The sequence below is a fragment of the Haemophilus sp. SZY H56 genome, from assembly GCF_054332415.1.
Map to the genome: position 1 here is coordinate 13901 of NZ_JBTGNX010000002.1, position 20640 is coordinate 34540.

The following is a 20640-nucleotide window of genomic DNA, read 5'->3' on the forward strand; positions in this document are numbered from 1 at the left end:
TTTTATGGATTTGCTTGCTCAAACTCACGAATTTTATTAAAGACATCTTGTAAATCTGAGCCGTAGTTGATTTTTTGCAATTCAGGAACAGAGTTTGATTTCACTAACATTCTTAGTGGTTGAAATTGCATATTGCACAAGTAGATTTGTTGATGTGGCAACATATGTTGTACAAAGTGAGTGAGTGCATGGATGCCCCCCGTATCGAGTACGGTCACGGCATCGCATTGTAATACGATATGTTTGATTTCGTGATCCGTATGTACGGTTTTATCATGCAAATCCGCAAAGAGTTTATCTGCCGCGGCAAAGAACAATGGGCCACTGATACGATAAGCTAACACATCATTCAGATCTTCTGGTGCAGGTTGTTCAATAGCTTTTGTCATTTCTGCAATGGTGCGGATAAATAAGAGGCTCGCCAATAATACGCCAACTGAGATGGCAATCACCATATCGAATAATACGGTGAGAATTAAGCAAGTGAACAACACCGCAATTTCATTTTTTGTTGACCGACGTGCTAAACGAATGATTTCAGGTACATTCGCCATATGCCAAGCTACCATTAATAGCAATGCAGCCATAGAAGAGAGTGGCAAATAAGACAGGGCATTCGCAAAGAATAATAGCGAGAATAAAACTAAGAGTGCATGAATTACACTGGCTATTGGTGATACAGCCCCAGATTTAACGTTGGCTGCAGAACGTGCAATTGCTGCAGTTGCCGTAATTCCGCCTAAGAATGGTGAAATAATATTACCTAAACCTTGAGCGAGTAATTCATTATTGGAGTGATGTTTTGTGTCAGTCATGTTATCTAAAATGACCGCACAAAGTAGTGACTCAATCGCACCTAATACTGCCATTGAAAAGGCTGCAGGTAAGAGAGTCTGTATGCGATCAAAATTCCAATTAATGATTTCCCCCTGCGCATTTGGAATATTCCAAGGTAAGGTAAATTCAGGCAAGACATTTGGAATACCGTTTCCCGTTGTACCATCGGCTAAGGTGTAGTGGAATGCTGTGCCAATGGTTTCAACCGAGAAACCAAATTGTCCTAAAGCTAATGCCATCAGTGTACCAATAATCACAGCTGGTAAATGACCAGGCACAGGTAAACGAAGTTTGTGCCATTGTGTGAGAACAAATAAGGTGACCACACCAACAGCGGTATCAGCCCAGCTAATCGTCGGAAGTGCGGTCAAAATAGCCTGTACTTTTTCAATATAGTGAGATGGCATTTGGGCAATATCTAAACCTAAGAAATCTTTGATTTGCAATGTACCGATAGTAATGCCAATCCCGCAGGTAAAGCCAAGTGTAACGGGGAGAGGTATATACTCAATTAACCGACCCAATCGAGACAACGCCATGATGATTAAAATAATCCCCGAAAGTAGCGTTGCCATGAGCAAGCCACTGAGTCCAAATTGTTGAGTAACGGGATATAAAATCACAACAAATGCCGCGGTTGGTCCAGAAATATTGAAACGCGATCCACCAGTTAATGCAATCACAATACCCGCTACGATAGCCGTATAAAGACCATGTTGTGGTGGAACACCGCTAGCGATCGCTAAGGCCATGGAGAGGGGAATTGCAATGACTCCTACTGTGAGTCCCGCAATAATATCTTTAATCAATTTTTGTTTTCCGTAACCTTCACGGAAAGATTCTTTCAATGCGCTAAATGGTTTTACAGCCAGAAACACATTTTTAGAAAAGAGAGATTTGATTTGCATAAAAATACGACGATGGAAAAGAGATAAGTTTATATTTTAGCTAAAAGGAATAGGATTTTTTATGTTCTAGCTCAAAAAACTTGACTAATCTTAGATAAATCTTTATATTTCACGCACTTCAAAACGGTGAGATGTCCGAGTGGTTGAAGGAGCACGCCTGGAAAGCGTGTATGTGCGAAAGTGCATCGGGGGTTCGAATCCCCCTCTCACCGCCACGAGCCTTGTCAAATAATGTCTTTCTTGTCAAAAAACAACGTAAAAACAATGATTTAGTTTTCTTTAATCTGTTTCTTTCGTTGGTCTATGTTTGTCTTTGTTTCCGTTTTTAACTCCCTAATTTACTCCCTCACTTTTTGGGCGTTTTTCGAGGGAGTTAAAACGGCTAAGTTTTAATCAAACAAAGGCTTTTTATCATGAAATTAAATAAACCATTCACCGACACTTTTTTACAGTCCCTAAAACCCAAAGCGAAAGAATACACAAAGCACGATGGCAAAGAATCAGGCTTAATGATTAGGGTAAAACCAAATAAAACGAAAACCTTTTACTTTGTTTATTCTTTTACTGGTAAATATAAGAAAATGAGCTTAGGAGAATATCCAACACTTTCTTTAACTTTTGCCCGAGAAATGGTGAAAGAATACAAAGGGCTTATTTATAGAAATATTGATCCGCTTGCTTATCGTAAAACATTACAAAACCCAGTAGAAGAAAAGCAACTCACCTTTTCAGAAATGGCAGAGAAATGGCGAGATAGGCGGGCTGAAAGCGGTCAATGTAAGCCATTTCCCTCGCAACGGCATTTTAATCACGCCACTTGCCAATTTAGCCCTTTATTTCACGAAAAACACCTCACGCCTATTTTTCATCAACCGCCCGGAACGAAATGTAGAAGAAGTGTATTTTTCAACAAGCCTTGATTTCTTGTTAGAGAATCACCGCCACGCCGTTTATATTGATGGGCTTGAGGTTCCTGAATAATGCAAACTATCGAAGAATCTGCTAAACAACTGCTGACTGCCACGCAATTTTTTATTAATCACAGCGTAAAAGGATTAATCGAAAGCGGCAAAGTGCAAAAGGACGATGAAGAACATTTAATGTTGGCTTTTATGGCACTCATGGCAGAAGAAGCGCAAGAATTTAAACAAGAATTCAACCGCACTTTACCAAACGAACCACGAGAAAGCCGAATATTCACTTTCTAATCCTCATAACGCCCCGGTAGTATAATCGGGGCTTTTTATTACCCAAAGAGAGCTTTTAAAAGTCTTTTTTGAGTGCTAATATAACAAGAAATAGCCACTCAAAAAAATAGGGGGAAGTATGGCAATTCACCAAATTTTGACACAACAAGCGGCAAGCATTAAGCAAAAAATTTGTAGGGTTTTATTTTGAAGAAGATACGCGGGAAAATTCCTATCTAATATTAGACAAGCGGAATCTACTTTTAGAAATGGGAGCTTTTCCAGAGAAAAAAATCATTGAATCTTTGCTCAAAGAAAAGCGATTAATCAGAACGGAACGAAAAGATAAGGATACATGGCGCAATGAATCAACCTATCCAACCTTGCAGGATAAAAATATTACAACACCAACAAAAAGAGGGTTAAAAATCACCCTACCATTGGAGGAATAAATAAAGGCGGTTCGATTGAATCGCCTTTTTATACAGTAGTGTATTTAACATAATACATAGTGATTATTAACCTTTTTAATTTTTTCTAAAGCAAACCAAAAATAACGGGGGAAAAGTGGGAAAGTGGGAAAATACAATAATCAATTCATAATTTTTATAATTAAATCAATATATTATATTGTTGTTTATAGTGTTTAATTTTTCCCCCCGTTTCCCACTTTTCCCACTTTCCCCCGAAAAATAGGGAGCCGCCAAAAAAATACAAGTAAGAAAAATACAACAAAATTTCTATACAGTGGTTATTAATCTTCTCAAGAATAAAATTTGACATCTAAATATTCAATCTTAATTTTCTAGTAAATCTGAATCTGATCACCGCTATATCTCATGTAAACGCATTGTCAAAAAAATGAACGCATAAAACAAAATTAAACGAAATTTAAAGATTGACCGTTAAAGCTCTTTTTCCCATAATCGCCCTTTGAACAAGGACAAATAACAGGAAAATTTATTTTTAACTCCCTGTATAACTCCCTAACGGGCTATGCAGAATATCAAAGTTTTAGACTACACAAGGCTTAAGAAGAAAAAATCGTTGTTCCCTCTCACCGCCATTCAAATATTTTCTTTTCTAAATTTAAAATCATTTTTTAACTAATCATTGTTGAGATCTGGAATTTACGCTATTTTGTCTTGCACAAAATATGCGTTGAATTGATTACTTTCGATAAAAAGCACATTAGAGAAATAATGACAGATGGAGATGAGTTATGGCACGCCCTAAAGGATTCGAACCTTTGACCCACGCCTTAGAAGGGCGTTGCTCTATCCAGCTGAGCTAAGGGCGCATTTCAAGGGTTACATCTTTTGTATGGCATTTCGAGGGAAATATAAAAGAAGTGGTCGGCGAGATAGGATTTGAACCTACGACCCACTGGTCCCAAACCAGTTGCGCTACCAAGCTGCGCTACTCGCCGACGATTGAGCATAATTATAGTGAGCTTTTCTTTTCAGTCAATTAATTTTTTTAGATTTATCTTTCAACTGCTCAAAATTATTCCAGTTTTTTCAACCGCACTTTTGTTGTCTTTGTAAAATAAGGCGTTCTCAGTTAAAATAGCAAACGTTTACTTAATTCCACCTAGAGGAAAAACGCATGACCGCCCAAATTATTTCAGGTACTGAACTATCAAAAAAAATCAAATCTGATGTTGCCAGTAAAATTGAACATTATCATGCTCAAGGTAAACGTGCACCAGGACTTGCAGTAATTTTAGTGGGTGCAGATCCTGCTTCTCAAGTCTATGTGGGCAGTAAACGTAAAAGTTGCGAAGAGATTGGAATGGTCTCGAAATCTTATGACTTGCCTGAAACAACAACAGAAGCAGAACTACTTCAACTTATAGATCAATTAAATGCAGATGAAACCATTGATGGTATTTTGGTTCAGCTTCCATTACCCGAACAGATTAATAGCGCATTCGTTATTGAACGAATTAGCCCTGAAAAAGATGTAGATGGCTTTCACCCTTATAATGTTGGACGTTTATGCCAACGTATTCCAACTTTACGGGCTTGTACCCCTTATGGCGTAATGAAATTATTGGAAACCACAGGTATTGATTTACACGGTAAACATGCCGTGATCGTTGGTGCATCAAATATTGTGGGACGTCCGATGTCGCTTGAATTATTATTAGCAGGCGCTACTGTTACGGTAACGCACCGTTTCACCAAAGATTTAGAGCATCATATTCGTCAGGCGGATGTGTTAGTCGTCGCTGTGGGGAAACCTCGTTTTATTCCTGGCGATTGGATTAAAGAAGGGGCAACCGTAATTGATGTAGGCATTAACCGTATTGATGGTAAATTGGTCGGTGATGTGGAATATGATGTAGCGATACAAAAAGCGTCTTATATTACGCCAGTACCGGGAGGAGTGGGACCTATGACGGTTGCTATGCTGATGTTTAATACACTTTATGCTTATGAACATAATAATCAACTTGTGTAAGAAATAAAAAAGTATAGTTAAATAGCACAATCAAAGTTATTTGGCTCCCAAAATCTAGACTTATTTACTTAAGACAGACCATGATAAGCAACGGCGGATTGCTAATTTCTGTTCGAGTATACAATCATATTCCAGATGATATGATACTATCAAATTGTTCTTTTAGTAGGTTGTATTTGAAATATTGTGAGTTATTGGATAATAAAAAACCCTGCCTAAGCAGGGTTCTTCACACAGATTCAAATTATTTTGTACCTGGGATTTTGAAACGGCTGTTAAAGCGTTCAACACGACCACCAGTATCAACAACACGTTGTTTACCAGTGTAGAATGGGTGGCAGCTACCGCACACATCAAGGTTGATATCTTTGCCTAAAGTTGAACGAGTTTTGATCACGTTACCGCAAGAACAAGTTGCAGTGATCTCTTTATATTCTGGATGAATACCTTGTTTCATAGAAAACCTCAAACTGAAGCCACGCCGCTATAAATGCTTTCCACTTACACCGCGTGAGTTAATAATCGCCGATAATCCGGCACCAAATAGACTGCGAATTATACTGAAAAAATCAAATTGATCAAGAGGTGCGCTTTAGTGATAGAATCATCGCCAAGTTCTTACTTATTTTGACTGCATTTTAGGAAAGTTATGTTAGCCCAATCCTCTGTTGATGTCCCTTTTGCCCACTCAGTTTTACAATGGTATGAAAAGTTTGGGCGTAAAAATTTGCCTTGGCAACAAAATAAAACCCTTTATGGTGTTTGGCTTTCCGAAGTAATGTTACAACAAACCCAAGTTTCTACTGTTATTCCTTATTTTGAGCGATTTATCAAAACCTTTCCTAATGTGACCGCACTTGCTAATGCATCACAAGACGAAGTGTTACATCTGTGGACGGGACTCGGTTATTACGCCCGTGCAAGAAATTTACATAAAGCCGCTCAAACCATTAGAGATGAATATCAAGGTGAATTTCCTACACAATTTGAGCAAGTTTGGGCATTAACAGGCGTGGGGCGATCGACGGCAGGAGCAATTTTATCTTCTGTACAAAATCAACCTTATCCGATTTTAGACGGTAATGTAAAACGCGTCCTTTCTCGTTATTTTGCTGTAGAAGGTTGGCCTGGTGAGAAGAAAGTCGAAAATCAATTATGGCAGTTGAGCGAACAGGTTACACCAACAACGAGAGTCGCTGAATTTAATCAAGCGATGATGGATATCGGTTCGGCTATTTGCACCCGAACAAAACCTAAATGTGATCTTTGTCCTCTAAGTAACGATTGTTTAGCCAATAAACTCGAAAAGTGGACAGCGTTTCCTGGAAAGAAACCCCAAAAATCGTTGCCGGAAAAGCAGAGCTATTTTTTGATTTTATCTCATCAAGGAAAAGTCTGGTTAGAACAGCGTGAAAGCAAAGGCTTATGGGGTGGATTGTATTGTTTCCCTCAGTTTGATGATAAACAAACATTGCTGAATTTTCTGAACGAACAAGGAATTACCGAATATCAAGAATGGGTGACTTTCCGTCATACGTTTAGTCATTTTCATCTAGACATTCATCCTATTTATGTTGAAGTCGATCGAAAATCTGAAGATGGCGATCGTTCAGATTGGAAAAAATTGTCAGAAAAAGGAAAAGAATCTCGATCTGGTCTATTAAGTGCGGTCAAATATTGGTATGATCCAACGTCACCAGAACAGATCGGGTTAGCTCAGCCTGTGAAAAATTTATTAACGCAATTTGTAAGGAATTATTATGGCTAGAACCGTTTTTTGCGAATATTTGAAACAAGATGCAGAAGGGTTGGATTTTCAACTGTATCCCGGTGAATTAGGTAAACGTATTTTTAATTCAATTAGTAAACAAGCATGGGGCGAATGGATCAAAAAGCAAACCATGTTAGTGAATGAGAAAAAGCTCAATATGATGAATGCCGAACATCGAAAATTATTAGAAGAAGAAATGGTGAATTTCTTATTTGAAGGCAAGGAAGTGCATATTGAAGGTTACGTTCCCCCATCTAAATAACAAAAGATTATGAAAAAGTATTTATTATTGGCGCTACTTCCGCTTTTATATGCTTGTAGCGACTCGCCAAGCCATCGACGTGGCATTAATTATGACGAAGTGTTTGCAAAAGACACGCAAGGTTTAGATATTTTAACGGGTCAATTCTCTCACAATATCGATCGTATTTGGGGAGTAAATGAACTTTTAGTGGCGAGCCGTAAAGACTATGTGAAATATACAGACTCTTTCTACACACGTAGCCACGTAAGCTTTGATGAAGGTTCAATCATCATTGAAACACAAAAAGATCTTAATCGCTTACATAATGCGATTGTCCATACTTTATTGATGGGCTCGGATGCGAAAGGTATCGACTTATTCGCTTCTGGTGATGTACCGATCAGTACGCGTCCTTTCTTATTAGGTCAGGTAGTGGACAATAATGGCCAACAAATTGCTAACCAAGTTATCGCAAGCAACTTCGCCACCTATTTAATCCAAAATAAATTACAAACTCGCCGCCTGCAAAATGGTAACACCGTGCAATTTGTGGTGATCTCAATGATTGCGAATCACGTTGAAGTGCGTGCACAAAAATATCTTCCATTGGTACGTAAAGCCGCAGAGCGCTATGGTATTGATGAAAGCTTGATCTTAGGTATTATGCAAACAGAATCTAGCTTCAACCCCTACGCAATCAGTTATGCGAATGCGATTGGCTTAATGCAAGTGGTGCCAAGTACGGCTGGTCGTGATGTGTTTGCCATGAAAGGTAAAGGTGGACAACCATCAGCTCGTTATCTGTATGATCCTGCAAATAATATTGATGCGGGTGTATCTTATTTATGGATTCTACAAAATCAATATTTAGATGGTATTACGAATCCAACTTCTAAACGTTTTGCAATGATTTCTGCTTATAATAGTGGAGCTGGAGCAGTGTTGCGGGTATTTGACAGTGATAAATATGAAGCTATTTATAAAATCAATCAAATGTATCCTGAACAGGTATATCGTATTCTCACTACGGCACATCCATCTTCACAAGCGAGAAATTACTTGTTGAAAGTAGATTCAGCACAAAAGAAATTCCGTGTAAGACGATAATTTCGGTGATTAAATACAATGCTCGAAAGAATTTTCGGGCATTATTTTTTTAGAAAGAGCGGTTATTTTTAATTGAGTTTTCAAAAAACGTTCTTTTTATAGACGTTTTGGTTATTAACCATTCAAACAAACTAATTTTTTCACTTTTTTTGAATTTAGTTGTTGACCAATACTCAAAAAAATAGTTTAATACGCTCCGTTGTCAGGCAGTAGCCAATAACGATAACGCCTCGATAGCTCAGTCGGTAGAGCAGGGGATTGAAAATCCCCGTGTCGGTGGTTCGATTCCGCCTCGAGGCACCATTTCCTCCTTAGTTCAGTCGGTAGAACGGTGGACTGTTAATCCATATGTCGCAGGTTCGAGTCCCGCAGGAGGAGCCAAATTTTAAGAAGCCGCTATTTAATTAGCGGCTTTTGCTTTTCTCTTTGCAAAATATAATTTCTTCATTTCTTTCCAAATAAAAAAATAAATTTTTTCTTAGTATTTTTTTGATCTAGATAAATATTTATAAAAATAATTCAAATAAATTTGTTATGTAGATCACATTTTTATCTTTTATACTTTGCATTCCTTTTTAATCCCTTTCATAATATCGCCGTCATTCAATAAGTGCTTATTAAATGAACAGTTTATAACTAACTCTATAAGGATTCAATATGAATACAATAACTAATAAAAAGTGGAATAAATTTGATGTCGCATGGGTATTAAATTTATTTGGTACTGCCGTTGGTGCCGGTGTGTTATTTTTACCTATTAATGCGGGGATGGGTGGTTTTTGGCCATTAATTATAATGGCGATTCTAGTGGGGCCAATGACTTATTTTGCTCATCGAGGCTTGGCTTATTTCGTATTATCTTCTTCTAAACCTGGCAGTGATATTACTGAAGTAGTTGAAGAACATTTTGGTCCAACAGCAGGAAAATTAATTACACTCTTGTATTTTTTTGCGATCTTTCCTATTTTATTAATTTATGGAAACGGTATTACTAATACGGTTGATTCTTTTATCGTAAACCAATTAGGTATGGCTTCACCAAACCGTGTAATTCTTTCTTTTGTATTAATTGCGGTATTAATTTCGGTAATGCTGTTCAGTGAAAAAGTAATGTTGAAAATCACTGAATTATTAGTTTATCCATTGGTATTGATTCTCTTTGCATTATCAATCTATCTCATTCCTCAATGGAATGCATCAATGCTTTATGAGCTTCCTACTACTGGTGGTTTTATCACTACATTGTGGTTAACTATCCCAGTATTAGTCTTCTCTTTTAACCATTCTCCGGCAATTTCTTCTTTCACGCTTTCTCAACAACGTGAATATAAAGATTTTGATACAACGGAATATCACATTGGTCATACAGAGAAAGGGGCTTCAACTATATTACTTTTCTTCGTGATGTTCTTTGTGTTTAGCTGTGTATTAACGTTAACACCGGTAGAGTTATTAGAGGCAAAAGCACAAAATATCAGTATCTTGTCTTATCTTGCGAATAAATTTGATAATCCATACATTTCTTATTTTGCACCATTAGTGGCTTTCTTAGCGATTACGAGTTCATTCTTTGGCCATTATTTAGGGGCTCGTGAAGGTTTAGAAGGTTTATACCTCAAAATGAAAGGTGAAAGTGTAAATCGTAAAAAATTAAATTATGGTACTGCAGTATTCTTCTTATTAACATTATGGGGCGTAGCAATCATTAACCCAAGTATTTTAGGTTTGATTGAATCCCTTGGCGGCCCAATTATTGCGATGATCCTTTTCATTATGCCAATGTATGCTATCCGCAATGTACCTGCGATGAAACGCTATCAAGGTCGTTTTAGCAATGTATTTGTAACAGTAATGGGATTAATTGCTATCTCTGCGGTCGTATATGGATTATTATAAGCGACTTTTTAGGTTAGCTTAGGATTGAAAATAATATGATTAGTGTATTTGATATGTTTAAAGTGGGGGTTGGGCCATCCAGCTCCCATACTGTAGGCCCGATGAAAGCGGGTAAACAGTTTATTGACGATTTAATCGAGCAAGGTAAATTTGATGCAGTCGCAACCTTGCATGTGGATGTGTATGGGTCTCTTTCAATGACGGGGCTTGGTCATAATACAGATATTGCGATCATTATGGGATTAGCTGGTTATCTACCACACGATGTAGACATTGATTTAATCCCAACATTTATCGAACAGGTTAAACAAACCAAAAAACTGTCGATTGCACAGGGTAAAAAAACGGTTAATTTCGATTGGGATGCCAATATGGTATTCCATAATTCCTTTTTATCATTGCATGAAAATGGCATGACAATTACCGCATTGGATGCTGAACGTAATGTGCTTTACCGTCAAACCTATTATTCTATCGGTGGTGGTTTTATCGTAGATGAAGCGCATTTTGGTCAAGAGGAAGAGAATCCTGTAGCCGTGCCATATCCTTATCAATATGCTGAAGATATTTTGAAACATTGTCAGGAAAATGGCTTAATGCTTTCTACAGTGATGATGAGAAATGAGTTAGCATTACGTGATAAAAAAGAGGTTGAAGCGCATTTACATAATGTTTGGAAAACCATGAAGGATTGTATTGAGCATGGTGTCAATACAGAAGGCGTGTTACCAGGACCATTAAAAGTGGCACGTCGTGCACCGTCACTTTATCGTCTCTTGCAAGCTAATAGTAATCGTCTTGCAAATGATCCAATGCATGTCATCGACTGGGTAAATATGTTTGCCCTTGCCGTAAATGAAGAAAATGCTGCGGGTGGACGAGTTGTGACCGCACCAACAAATGGTGCCTGTGGTATTGTGCCGGCTGTACTTTCTTATTATGAAAAATTTGTAGGCCCTTTAACACAGGATGTGATTGAGCGCTACTTATTAGCTGCAGGTATGATTGGTTCACTTTATAAGATGAATGCGTCTATTTCTGGTGCAGAAGTTGGCTGCCAAGGTGAAGTGGGTGTAGCATGTTCAATGGCTGCAGCGGGTTTAACTGAAATCCTAGGCGGTACGCCAGTACAAGTGTGTATTGCAGCTGAAATTGCGATGGAACATAATCTGGGCTTAACTTGCGACCCTGTTGGTGGACAAGTACAAGTACCTTGTATTGAACGTAACGCGATTGCTTCAGTGAAAGCGATTAACGCTAGTCGTATGGCATTACGCCGGACCACAAATCCTCGTGTAACCTTGGATAAAGTGATCGAAACCATGTATGAAACAGGTAAAGACATGAATGCCAAATATCGCGAAACATCGAAAGGTGGCTTAGCGGTGAAAGTGGTGTGTTCTTAAGATGTCATTGATAATAAAAGAGCGGTCAGATCAGTTTGACCGCTCTTTTTTATTTTCCTTTCACATCAATAATCACTACTTCTGATTGAGATCCTAAGCGCATTGGAATGCCCCAGAAGCCGTAACCTGAAGTGACAAATACATGTGGATTACCAATCTTTTCATAGCCATAATCCAAACGATACATCATTTTTGTGATTATACTGGCGGGGAATATTTGCCCTTTATGTGCATGTCCTGAAACTTGAATATCAAGCGGAAGTGAAGCATGTTTTTCGATATCTGTTGGGCGGTGATCTAAGAGAATAGTCGGTAAGTCAGTGTTCACTTGTTTTAATAATGTTTCGGTACTCGGTCTATTACGAGTCAGATTATCGTTTCGTCCAATAAGCACCAATTCATTATTTAACGTTAATGTTTCATCTTTTAACATGGTGATACCTGCTTTGCGAATTTCCTGATCAATTCGATCTTGGTCTCCAAATAAATCGTGATTGCCTAATGTGGCATAAACGCCCATCGGGGCCTTGAGTTTTGCCAGATGAGGTTGCATTTTTTCCGCTAAATAGGCATTAACGTTATCGTCCATAATATCGCCAGGCAGTAAAATGATATCGACCTTTTCCTGCTGCATAATATCAGCCAGTTTATCCAATTCTTTTCCGCCAAATAATTTGCCTAAGTGGAGGTCGCTTGCCATGCCAATTCGTAATGGTTTAATCGGTTTATCTAGTGTAATTTCATAATGAATAACACGGGTTACATAGGCGTTATACACACTTAAGACAATGATACCAATAAATAAAATTGGGTAAGCAATACGCAAAGTGCGGTCGATTTTGGTAATGGATTTGGATTTTCGGAAAAGAAAATGAATACATCCGACGGCGATACTCGCAAAGGCTGAAAAAAGGAGTAGCGCGAGCATTAAAGCAATAAGTCGAAATACCGTAAAAAGCTTTAAAAAATGGCAAATAACCAAGGCATTAGGAAGCAAAAAACAGGTGAAGGTAATCGCTCGTCTTGTCTTTTGGGTGAGTGGTTTGTTCAGCCACCAAATCAGCGTTTTATTAAAAATATAAATCAGCAGTTGTAACAAAATAATAGCTGCCGTAAATATAAAGTAATAACGAGTTTCCATTAGCGATTCCTAAATAAAAGTGCGGTCATTTTTAACCAAGTTTTGGAGTGTGGAATAATAAATTTCTCTGTTCCCAAAGGCAAATTTTTTCGCTAAAATGCGGCTCGTTTTAGTTAATTTAAGAAGGAAAATCCAATGTTTGGAAAAGGCGGTTTAGGCGGCTTAATGAAACAAGCCCAACAAATGCAAGAAAAAATGCAAAAAATGCAGGAAGAAATTGCCCAATTAGAAGTAACAGGCGAAAGCGGTGCGGGTTTAGTAAAAATCACGATTAATGGTGCGCACAACTGCCGTCGTATTGAGATCGATCCTTCTTTAATGGAAGACGACAAAGAAATGTTGGAAGATTTAATCGCTGCCGCATTCAACGATGCAGTCCGTCGTGCAGAAGAATTGCAAAAAGAAAAAATGGCGTCTGTGACCGCAGGCATGCCATTACCTCCAGGAATGAAACTTCCATTTTAATTCATTGGGTGTGTGAGTTTATCGGTTCACACACCATCCATTTTCTCCCATCATAAATATTATGCAAAGCAGTCCACTTTTAGAACATCTTATTGAAAATCTCCGTTGCTTGCCGGGTGTTGGCCCTAAATCAGCGCAGCGTATGGCTTATCATCTTTTACAGCGTAATCGTAGCGGTGGGATGAATTTGGCACGTGCATTAACGGAAGCGATGTCTAAAATTGGACATTGTTCACAGTGTCGTGATTTTACCGAAGAGGAAACATGCAATATTTGTAACAATCCTCGCCGTCAAAATTCAGGTTTGCTTTGCGTGGTGGAAATGCCGGCTGATATCCAAGCAATTGAGCAAACAGGCCAGTTTTCTGGACGTTATTTTGTCTTAATGGGGCATTTATCGCCTTTAGATGGTATTGGGCCAAAAGAGATTGGTTTGGATTTATTGCAAAAACGTCTGGTAGAAGAATCTTTCCATGAAGTGATTTTAGCGACCAATCCAACGGTAGAAGGCGATGCCACAGCCAATTATATTGCTGAAATTTGCCATCAACATAATATTAAAGTAAGCCGTATTGCTCACGGGATCCCTGTCGGTGGGGAATTAGAAACTGTGGACGGCACAACCTTAACCCACTCTTTCTTAGGTCGTCGTCAGATCGACTAATCTTATGCGCCTGTTTATTGCCGAGAAACCCAGTCTTGGGCGAGCTATTGCCGATGTATTGCCAAAACCTCATCAACGTGGTGATGGTTTTATTAAATGCGGCAATGATGATGTTGTGACTTGGTGCGTGGGGCATTTGCTCGAACAGGCAGAGCCGGATGCCTACGATCCGAAATTCAAACAATGGCGTTTAGAACATTTACCCATCATTCCTGAAAAATGGATTCTGTTACCGCGAAAAGAAGTCAAAAAACAACTTTCTGTGGTGGAAAAACTGATTCATCAAGCTGATGTTTTAGTTAACGCAGGTGACCCGGATAGAGAAGGGCAGTTGCTGGTGGATGAAGTGTTTAGTTATGCCAATTTATCAGCGGAAAAACGTGATGGCATTTTACGTTGTCTGATTAGCGATCTTAACCCAAGCGCGGTCGAAAAAGCGGTACAAAAACTCCAACCGAATCGTCATTTTATTCCATTAGCCACCTCTGCACTGGCGCGTGCTCGTGCGGATTGGCTTTATGGTATTAATATGACTCGCGCTTATACCATTCGCGGTCGCCAAGCGGGTTATGATGGTGTGCTTTCTGTTGGGCGAGTGCAGACCCCCGTATTAGGTTTGATTGTTCGACGCGATTTGGAAATTGAACATTTCCAACCAAAAGATTTCTATGAAGTGTTGGCATGGATAAAAGACGAAAAAACATCTGAAAATCCGACCGCACTTTTTTCTGCACTTTGGCAACCAAGTAAAGCTTGCGAAGACTACCAAGATGAAGATGGTCGTGTGCTGTCTTTAGGCTTAGCCGAAAATGTGATGAAACGCATTACCGATCAACCTGCCGAAGTGACCGAATATGTAGATAAGCGCGAGAAAGAAACTGCCCCTTTGCCTTATTCATTGTCAGCATTGCAGATTGATGCAGCAAAACGTTTTGGTATGTCAGCGCAAAGCGTGTTAGATACCTGTCAGCGTTTATATGAAACCCATCGTTTGATTACCTATCCTCGTTCTGATTGTCGCTATTTGCCGGAAGAGCATTTTGCTGAGCGACATAAAGTGATGAATGCCATTTCACTGCATTGTCAGACTTATCAAACCTTGCCATCGGTGGTGGATAGCGAGCAGCGTAATCGTTGCTGGAATGATAAAAAAGTGGAAGCGCACCATGCGATTATTCCGACGGCTAACACACGCTCGAGCAATTTAAGCATTGATGAACAACGTATTTATGAATTGATTGCACGCCAGTATTTATTGCAGTTCTGTCCCGATGCGGAATATCGTAAAAGCAAAATTACCTTAAGTATTGCGGGTGGTACTTTTGTGGCGCAAGCTCGTAACTTGCAAACAGCAGGTTGGAAAGCGTTGCTTGGCAAAGAAGACGAAGATGAAAATCAAGAGCCGTTATTGCCGATCGTGAAGAAGGGGCAGATCCTGTATTGTGAACGAGGCGAAGTGGTGAGCAAAAAAACGCAACCGCCAAAACCATTTACCGATGCGACATTGCTTTCCGCCATGACAGGGATTGCACGTTTTGTGCAAGATAAAGAATTGAAAAAAATTCTGCGTGAAACGGATGGGCTTGGCACAGAAGCCACCCGTGCAGGTATTATTGAATTGCTGTTTAAACGCGGTTTTTTGACGAAAAAAGGACGCAATATTCACAGCACAGAAACAGGGCGGATCCTCATTTCAGCTTTGCCGGATATTGCTACGCAACCTGACATGACGGCACATTGGGAAGCGCAATTAACCGATATCAGCCAAAAACAGGCGAGTTATCAGCAATTTATGTTTACGCTTAATCAAATGCTGCCGGATTTAGTGCGTTTTGTTGATTTCACCGCATTACGTCGTTTAAGTCAGATTTCAAAAGGTTTAAGCACACCAGCAACAAAACGAAAAAGAGCGGTCAAAAATCGGAAGATTTACATGCTGAAAAGTGATTAAACTTAATACAATTAAGCAAAAAAAATGGGAAAGCGCTTGCGAAAAGCAAGAATTTTATATAACATTCACCACCAGTTTTCCTGCGAAATTGCAATTTATAAGAAGAAAGAATAATGTACAATATTTTATTATTTGTTTATGTATTAATTTGTATCGCCTTAATCGGCTTTATCCTTGTTCAACAAGGTAAAGGTGCGAACGCAGGTGCGTCATTTGGCGGCGGTGCATCAGGTACGATGTTTGGTTCTGCAGGTGCAGGTAACTTCTTAACCCGTACCAGTGCAATCTTAGCAACTGGCTTTTTTGTGATTGCTTTAGTGTTAGGTAACATTAACTCTCACCGTGGCAACGTACAAAAAGGTTCGTTTGACGATTTATCTCAAACTGCTGAACAAGTTCAACAACAGCAACAACAAGTTGCTCCAGCGGTTGAAAACAAAAATAATGATATTCCGCAATAAGGAATAAAAACAGAATAAACGCTCTGGTGGTGGAATTGGTAGACACGCTATCTTGAGGGGGTAGTGGCCGCAGGCCGTGCGAGTTCAAGTCTCGCTCAGAGCACCAACTATAAACCGACTTAATTAAGTCGGTTTTTTTTCGCCTAAAATTTGTTTAGACCGCTAGTTATTATCCCCTGTTTTAGTTACAATCGGTCAATTTCTTTTTCTTTAGAAACCCATTAGGAGAGCATTATGAACTTCCCTCAAATCGCCCAACAAGTGATTGATAAACTTGGCGGCAAAGAAAACATCGCCACAGCAGCACATTGCGCAACGCGTTTACGTATTGTGTTAAACGATGAAAGCAAAGTGGACAAAGAAGGCATTGATAATATTGAAGGCGTGAAAGGGCAGTTTGCTGTCGCGGGTCAATATCAAATAATCTTTGGTTCAGGTACGGTGAATAAAGTCCATGCTGAACTTACTAAATTACTTGGTATCGGCGATGTGAGTAAAGCCGAAGTGGCTGAAGCAGCATCAGGCAACCAAAACTTATTGCAACGTTTGGTGAAAGGCTTAGCGGATATTTTCGTGCCAATCATTCCAGCAATCGTCGCAGGCGGTTTGTTAATGGGTATTCACTCCATGCTTACAGCGAAAGGTTTCTTCGTTGATGAATTAAGCGTGATTGATATGCACCCAGGTCTAGCGGATTTGGTGGACTTCATTAATACCATCGCGAACGCACCGTTTGTGTTCTTACCTGTATTACTTGGTTTCTCTGCAACCCGTAAATTCGGCGGTAACCCGTTCTTAGGGGCAGCACTTGGGATGTTATTAGTTCACCCTGCATTAGCAGATGGTTGGAACTACGCATTAACCCTTGCTCAAGGCAAAATCCAATACTGGAATGTATTCGGTCTTGAAATTGAAAAAGTCGGCTATCAAGGCACGGTTATCCCAACATTAGTTTCTGCTTGGGTGTTAGCAACCTTAGAAAAAACCTTCCGTAAGTTTGTACCTTCTTATTTAGATAACCTCATTACCCCATTATTCTCGCTCTTTATTGCGGGCTTCTTAGCATTCACCGTAATTGGTCCAATCGGTCGTGAAGCAGGTTCATTAATTGCATCAGGCTTAACTTGGTTATATGACACCTTAGGTTTCGTGGGCGGCGCGATCTTCGGGGCATTCTATGCACCAATCGTTATCACAGGTATGCACCAAACCTTCATTGCGGTTGAAACACAATTATTAGCTGAAATGGCAAATACAGGAGGTACCTTTATTTTCCCAATCGCCGCGATGTCAAATATCGCACAAGGTGCGGCCTGTTTAGGTGTGGCAGTCGCATTAAAAGATCCAAAAGTACGCTGTTTAGCGGTACCATCAGGAATTTCTGCATTATTAGGGATTACTGAACCGGCAATGTTCGGGGTGAACTTACGTTATCGTCAGGCTTTCTTTGCAGCGATGATTGGTTCAGGCTTAGCAAGTGCCTTTATCGCATTCTTCAATGTAAAAGCCATTGCATTAGGCGCAGCAGGTTTCTTAGGTATTCCATCGATCAAACCGGATAGCCTTGCAATGTACAGCATTGGTATGGTGATTTCATTTGTGGTGGCATTCACGCTTTCAGTCATTTTCGTGAAACGTGCACAAGCAAAAGCATAATCGAAATAAAAAAGAAAAAGCACGAGTTTAACCTCGTGCTTTTTTGTTTGGAAAAATGCGTCTAAAAACGACCGCACTTTCAGTGAGAATTAGCCTTCTCGACAATTTAACCAAGCTGTTCTCATGCCTTGATTGTTTTTGTAATACACCGAATTATGCTCACGCGCAATCAGATCCACATGGCTTCCATCAATTGGCTCATAAGAGCGATAAATCACTTCAAAGCGATTTCCGCGTGCATTTAAGGTGCGATTTTCCACATGATCAAACGGCACCGCTTTTCCACCGTCTAATTGGAAATAAATACCAAAATTATCTTTCATGCGGCTTTCTCTTGAAAGCGGGAAGTAAGTCGTTAAATAAGAATTCGAGCCCGTTTCTGAATTACGGCAAGAATAGTAATAACGTTTGTAATCTTTCGGATTGTTTAATTCCGCTTGGCTAATGTTATTTTTAAGGAATCGGGTCTTAACGGTTTTCTTTGGTTGTTGTGTTGTGGTACAAGCAAACAAACCTACGAATGCAGCCGTGAGTAATGCTATTTTCAATTTATTCATCGATAAAGTTCCGAGAGTAGAGTGAATGAGAAAGGGAATATGATAGCGGAAATTGGGGATTGTGCAAGATATTGAATGTCTATGATTGGTTTTGATTAAAGTACAGTTAGTTTTTTAGTAAATTTTATTTGTTTTATATTTATAAAATATAAGTAGAATTATACTCTTAATATTTCTATTATGTGACTAGATAATAAATTATTTATATGGAGTATTCAATGCTTAAAAAACTTAAATTACAGGCAGGGACATATCCTAGCTCAGATGAAAACTTGGAAATAGAACTTAGCCCTGTGACTGTTTTTATTGGACCAAATAATAGTGGTAAATCTCAGGCCTTAATTGAAATAGAAGGATGGATAGCTAATGGAGAAACAGAATTATTAAATGTAATTAGTAACTTAGAGTTTGAACGTTTAACCCGCGAGCAAGTTTATGAAAAAATGTTAGATAGAATAAAAATTGCTCCTTCAAAGGGTTTTACTCCCTATAGTAACGATTATTTCTTGATTGGAAAGTATGGTAAGAATAATCAGATTTATTTGCCTGATTTAATCAATACTGCGCTATCTCCAAATAAGGAGAACTTCAAAAATTCACAATTAGCAAAAGTTTTATCTTATTTTACAACAAGGCTTGATGGATATAGTAGATTATCTTTAGTTAATTCACAAAATGCGGGTGATTTGCAAGGAGATCCTATAGACAGTTTTTCTAAATTATTTAAGGATCAGGTATTAATGTCTAAAGTTAGAGATGTTATTTATGGTGCTTTTAGAAAGTATTTAGTAATTGATCCTACTAGTTTCGGCAATCTTAGATTGAGATTGTCTGAAGAAGAACCTAAAGATAGTTTAGATAAAAGTCTTACTGAGGAGGCAATCGCTTTTCATAAGAATGCAATTTTAGTGGAGAATGCTAGTGATGGTGTTAAAGCATTTATAGGAATTATAATAGCTTTAATTGCCGGAGAGTCTGATTTCATATTAGTTGATGAACCAGAGGCATTCTTACATCCAACACTATCCTATAAATTAGGTAAAGAGATCACATCCATATTAAATAATGATAAAAGACTATTTGTTGCAACCCATAGTGCTGATTTCTTGATGGGGTGTGTACAAAGTAATGTTGGTATTAATATCGTGAGACTTACTTATGGGACTCAGGGGGCAACAGCGAGAATTTTAACGCAAGATAAGTTGAAACCTTTGATGCAAAATCCATTATTACGTTCAATAGGTGTTTTTAATGCGCTCTTCTATAATGCGGTTGTAGTTACTGAAGCCGATGCTGATAGAGCTTTTTATCAAGAAATTAATGAACGTTTATTAAAGGAAAAAGATCCAAGAGGGATTGAAGGATGTTTGTTTCTAAATGCTCAAAATAAACAGACTGTTTGGGATATTGTTAAGCCATTAAGAGATTTAGGTATTCCTGCGGTTGGGATTGTTGATATTGATGTTATTAAAGAAGGGGGCGTTAATTGGAATAAAGTTTTAGATGGTATATATATTCCTGAGCGAAATAAAAGCTCCTTCAGAACAAATAGGGAAAATCTAGTAAACGCATTTGATGGAAAAGATTTTAAACGTAGTGGTGGAATTAATTTATTAACAAAAGAAGATCAAGAATTCTGTTCAAATTTCTTTGATAATTTAATGGAATATGGGAGTTTTGTTGTTCCAATAGGAGAAGTTGAGAATTGGTTAAGTGATCTTGATATTGATAGAAATAAAAACGGTTGGCTAAGAAATATTTTTGAAAAGATGGGAGATGATCCTAGTTCTGATCACTATATTAGACCAACTCATAATGATGTTTGGGATTTTATAGGAAAAATATCACAATGGATTAATAATCCAAACAGAAAGGGGATTCCAAAATAGTTTTTATCAATACATATGAAAGACCACCTAATTT

General features: G+C 38.6%; 19 protein-coding genes, 6 tRNA genes and 1 pseudogene. 20 read left to right on the plus strand and 6 right to left on the minus strand.

Features of this window, described 5'->3' with window-relative positions:
• Positions 1-2: 2 nt before the first annotated feature.
• The gene (gene dauA / locus ACXVWP_RS01955) at positions 3-1745 is read right to left on the minus strand and encodes a C4-dicarboxylic acid transporter DauA (protein WP_289901580.1); all 1743 of its coding nucleotides are present in this window, start codon (positions 1743-1745) and stop codon (positions 3-5) included.
• Between the two features lie 125 nt (positions 1746-1870).
• Here dauA and ACXVWP_RS01960 point away from each other — a divergent pair.
• From ACXVWP_RS01960 to ACXVWP_RS01980, 5 genes and pseudogenes are all read left to right on the plus strand, one after another.
• A tRNA-Ser gene (locus ACXVWP_RS01960) sits at positions 1871-1960 on the plus strand.
• 198 nt (positions 1961-2158) lie between these two features.
• Positions 2159-2422, plus strand: a pseudogene (locus ACXVWP_RS01965) (Arm DNA-binding domain-containing protein); the annotation flags it as partial.
• A gap of 130 nt (positions 2423-2552) precedes the next feature.
• The gene (locus ACXVWP_RS01970; RefSeq protein ID WP_458473238.1) at positions 2553-2726 is read left to right on the plus strand and encodes a hypothetical protein; all 174 of its coding nucleotides are present in this window, start codon (positions 2553-2555) and stop codon (positions 2724-2726) included.
• Positions 2726-2953 carry a hypothetical protein gene (locus ACXVWP_RS01975; protein WP_289901578.1) on the plus strand — a complete coding sequence of 76 codons (228 nt, stop codon included), beginning with the start codon at positions 2726-2728 and terminating at the stop codon, positions 2951-2953. The genes ACXVWP_RS01970 and ACXVWP_RS01975 overlap by 1 nt, the downstream gene beginning before the upstream one ends.
• Positions 2954-3201: 248 nt before the next feature.
• Positions 3202-3384 carry a hypothetical protein gene (locus ACXVWP_RS01980; protein ID WP_289901577.1) on the plus strand — a complete coding sequence of 61 codons (183 nt, stop codon included), beginning with the start codon at positions 3202-3204 and terminating at the stop codon, positions 3382-3384.
• A 771-nt stretch (positions 3385-4155) separates the two neighbouring features.
• Here the strand turns inward: ACXVWP_RS01980 and ACXVWP_RS01985 are convergent.
• Positions 4156-4232 (minus strand) — tRNA-Arg (locus ACXVWP_RS01985).
• A 52-nt stretch (positions 4233-4284) separates the two neighbouring features.
• Positions 4285-4361: transfer RNA gene (locus ACXVWP_RS01990), tRNA-Pro, on the minus strand.
• A gap of 179 nt (positions 4362-4540) precedes the next feature.
• Between ACXVWP_RS01990 and folD the strand changes: the two genes are divergently transcribed.
• Positions 4541-5398 (plus strand): bifunctional methylenetetrahydrofolate dehydrogenase/methenyltetrahydrofolate cyclohydrolase FolD, encoded by an 858-nt coding sequence (gene folD, locus ACXVWP_RS01995; RefSeq protein WP_128787756.1) that lies wholly within the window; start codon positions 4541-4543, stop codon positions 5396-5398.
• Positions 5399-5642: 244 nt separating this feature from the next.
• On the opposite strand, the gene rpmE is transcribed toward folD, so the two are convergent.
• Complete coding sequence (gene rpmE / locus ACXVWP_RS02000) at positions 5643-5855, minus strand: 50S ribosomal protein L31 (RefSeq protein ID WP_005696847.1); 213 nt, start codon at positions 5853-5855, stop codon at positions 5643-5645.
• Positions 5856-6047: 192 nt separating this feature from the next.
• Here rpmE and mutY point away from each other — a divergent pair, with 192 nt between their 5' ends.
• From mutY to ACXVWP_RS02035, 7 genes are all read left to right on the plus strand, one after another.
• Entirely contained in the window at positions 6048-7166 is a 1119-nt protein-coding gene (gene mutY / locus ACXVWP_RS02005) for an A/G-specific adenine glycosylase (protein ID WP_289901576.1), read from the plus strand.
• Positions 7159-7431: an oxidative damage protection protein gene (locus tag ACXVWP_RS02010; protein WP_014064755.1), complete on the plus strand. Its 273-nt coding sequence runs from the start codon at positions 7159-7161 to the stop codon at positions 7429-7431. Before mutY ends, ACXVWP_RS02010 begins: the two co-directional genes overlap by 8 nt.
• Before the next feature lie 9 nt (positions 7432-7440).
• Positions 7441-8520, plus strand: coding sequence for a membrane-bound lytic murein transglycosylase MltC (mltC, locus tag ACXVWP_RS02015; protein WP_289901575.1), 1080 nt, complete (start codon positions 7441-7443; stop codon positions 8518-8520).
• 227 nt (positions 8521-8747) lie between these two features.
• Positions 8748-8823, plus strand: a tRNA-Phe gene (locus tag ACXVWP_RS02020).
• Positions 8824-8825: 2 nt separating this feature from the next.
• Positions 8826-8901 (plus strand) — tRNA-Asn (locus ACXVWP_RS02025).
• A gap of 276 nt (positions 8902-9177) precedes the next feature.
• Positions 9178-10416, plus strand: a complete 1239-nt coding sequence (locus ACXVWP_RS02030; RefSeq protein ID WP_289901574.1) for an HAAAP family serine/threonine permease — start codon at positions 9178-9180, stop codon at positions 10414-10416.
• A 35-nt stretch (positions 10417-10451) separates the two neighbouring features.
• On the plus strand, positions 10452-11822 hold the full coding sequence (locus ACXVWP_RS02035; RefSeq protein WP_049356247.1) for an L-serine ammonia-lyase: 1371 nt from the start codon (positions 10452-10454) through the stop codon (positions 11820-11822).
• Positions 11823-11871: 49 nt separating this feature from the next.
• Here ACXVWP_RS02035 and ACXVWP_RS02040 read toward each other — a convergent pair whose 3' ends face one another.
• The gene (locus ACXVWP_RS02040) at positions 11872-12963 is read right to left on the minus strand and encodes a metallophosphoesterase (protein ID WP_049356249.1); all 1092 of its coding nucleotides are present in this window, start codon (positions 12961-12963) and stop codon (positions 11872-11874) included.
• A 135-nt stretch (positions 12964-13098) separates the two neighbouring features.
• Between ACXVWP_RS02040 and ACXVWP_RS02045 the strand changes: the two genes are divergently transcribed.
• The 6 genes from ACXVWP_RS02045 to ACXVWP_RS02070 all read left to right on the plus strand — a co-directional run bounded on the left by ACXVWP_RS02045 (position 13099) and on the right by ACXVWP_RS02070 (position 18160).
• On the plus strand, positions 13099-13428 hold the full coding sequence (locus tag ACXVWP_RS02045) for a YbaB/EbfC family nucleoid-associated protein (protein ID WP_005696839.1): 330 nt from the start codon (positions 13099-13101) through the stop codon (positions 13426-13428).
• Positions 13429-13489: 61 nt separating this feature from the next.
• Complete coding sequence (gene recR, locus ACXVWP_RS02050) at positions 13490-14092, plus strand: recombination mediator RecR (protein ID WP_005696838.1); 603 nt, start codon at positions 13490-13492, stop codon at positions 14090-14092.
• Between the two features lie 4 nt (positions 14093-14096).
• Entirely contained in the window at positions 14097-16043 is a 1947-nt protein-coding gene (locus ACXVWP_RS02055; protein ID WP_289901571.1) for a DNA topoisomerase III, read from the plus strand.
• Positions 16044-16156: 113 nt separating this feature from the next.
• Positions 16157-16504 carry a preprotein translocase subunit SecG gene (secG, locus tag ACXVWP_RS02060; RefSeq protein ID WP_070582988.1) on the plus strand — a complete coding sequence of 116 codons (348 nt, stop codon included), beginning with the start codon at positions 16157-16159 and terminating at the stop codon, positions 16502-16504.
• Between the two features lie 20 nt (positions 16505-16524).
• Positions 16525-16610: transfer RNA gene (locus tag ACXVWP_RS02065), tRNA-Leu, on the plus strand.
• A gap of 128 nt (positions 16611-16738) precedes the next feature.
• Positions 16739-18160, plus strand: a complete 1422-nt coding sequence (locus tag ACXVWP_RS02070) for a sucrose-specific PTS transporter subunit IIBC (protein WP_297568889.1) — start codon at positions 16739-16741, stop codon at positions 18158-18160.
• An 89-nt stretch (positions 18161-18249) separates the two neighbouring features.
• Here the strand turns inward: ACXVWP_RS02070 and ACXVWP_RS02075 are convergent, their stop codons facing one another.
• Positions 18250-18717 carry a hypothetical protein gene (locus ACXVWP_RS02075; protein WP_128787746.1) on the minus strand — a complete coding sequence of 156 codons (468 nt, stop codon included), beginning with the start codon at positions 18715-18717 and terminating at the stop codon, positions 18250-18252.
• 218 nt (positions 18718-18935) lie between these two features.
• On the opposite strand from ACXVWP_RS02075, the gene ACXVWP_RS02080 reads away from it, so the two are divergent.
• Positions 18936-20606: an ATP-dependent nuclease gene (locus ACXVWP_RS02080; RefSeq protein ID WP_297568885.1), complete on the plus strand. Its 1671-nt coding sequence runs from the start codon at positions 18936-18938 to the stop codon at positions 20604-20606.
• The last annotated feature ends 34 nt before the right edge of the window (positions 20607-20640 follow it).

Excerpts from the sequence above, each read along its gene's own strand:
- dauA (WP_289901580.1), bottom strand. The coding sequence starts at position 1,745 with ATGCAAATCAAATCTCTCTTTTCTAAAAATGTGTTTCTGGCTGTAAAA.
- ACXVWP_RS01975 (WP_289901578.1), top strand. The coding sequence starts at position 2,726 with ATGCAAACTATCGAAGAATCTGCTAAACAACTGCTGACTGCCACGCAA.
- ACXVWP_RS01980 (WP_289901577.1), top strand. The coding sequence starts at position 3,202 with ATGGGAGCTTTTCCAGAGAAAAAAATCATTGAATCTTTGCTCAAAGAA.
- folD (WP_128787756.1), top strand. The coding sequence starts at position 4,541 with ATGACCGCCCAAATTATTTCAGGTACTGAACTATCAAAAAAAATCAAA.
- rpmE (WP_005696847.1), bottom strand. The coding sequence starts at position 5,855 with ATGAAACAAGGTATTCATCCAGAATATAAAGAGATCACTGCAACTTGT.
- mutY (WP_289901576.1), top strand. The coding sequence starts at position 6,048 with ATGTTAGCCCAATCCTCTGTTGATGTCCCTTTTGCCCACTCAGTTTTA.
- ACXVWP_RS02010 (WP_014064755.1), top strand. The coding sequence starts at position 7,159 with ATGGCTAGAACCGTTTTTTGCGAATATTTGAAACAAGATGCAGAAGGG.
- mltC (WP_289901575.1), top strand. The coding sequence starts at position 7,441 with ATGAAAAAGTATTTATTATTGGCGCTACTTCCGCTTTTATATGCTTGT.
- ACXVWP_RS02030 (WP_289901574.1), top strand. The coding sequence starts at position 9,178 with ATGAATACAATAACTAATAAAAAGTGGAATAAATTTGATGTCGCATGG.
- ACXVWP_RS02035 (WP_049356247.1), top strand. The coding sequence starts at position 10,452 with ATGATTAGTGTATTTGATATGTTTAAAGTGGGGGTTGGGCCATCCAGC.
- ACXVWP_RS02040 (WP_049356249.1), bottom strand. The coding sequence starts at position 12,963 with ATGGAAACTCGTTATTACTTTATATTTACGGCAGCTATTATTTTGTTA.
- ACXVWP_RS02045 (WP_005696839.1), top strand. The coding sequence starts at position 13,099 with ATGTTTGGAAAAGGCGGTTTAGGCGGCTTAATGAAACAAGCCCAACAA.
- recR (WP_005696838.1), top strand. The coding sequence starts at position 13,490 with ATGCAAAGCAGTCCACTTTTAGAACATCTTATTGAAAATCTCCGTTGC.
- ACXVWP_RS02055 (WP_289901571.1), top strand. The coding sequence starts at position 14,097 with ATGCGCCTGTTTATTGCCGAGAAACCCAGTCTTGGGCGAGCTATTGCC.
- secG (WP_070582988.1), top strand. The coding sequence starts at position 16,157 with ATGTACAATATTTTATTATTTGTTTATGTATTAATTTGTATCGCCTTA.
- ACXVWP_RS02070 (WP_297568889.1), top strand. The coding sequence starts at position 16,739 with ATGAACTTCCCTCAAATCGCCCAACAAGTGATTGATAAACTTGGCGGC.
- ACXVWP_RS02075 (WP_128787746.1), bottom strand. The coding sequence starts at position 18,717 with ATGAATAAATTGAAAATAGCATTACTCACGGCTGCATTCGTAGGTTTG.
- ACXVWP_RS02080 (WP_297568885.1), top strand. The coding sequence starts at position 18,936 with ATGCTTAAAAAACTTAAATTACAGGCAGGGACATATCCTAGCTCAGAT.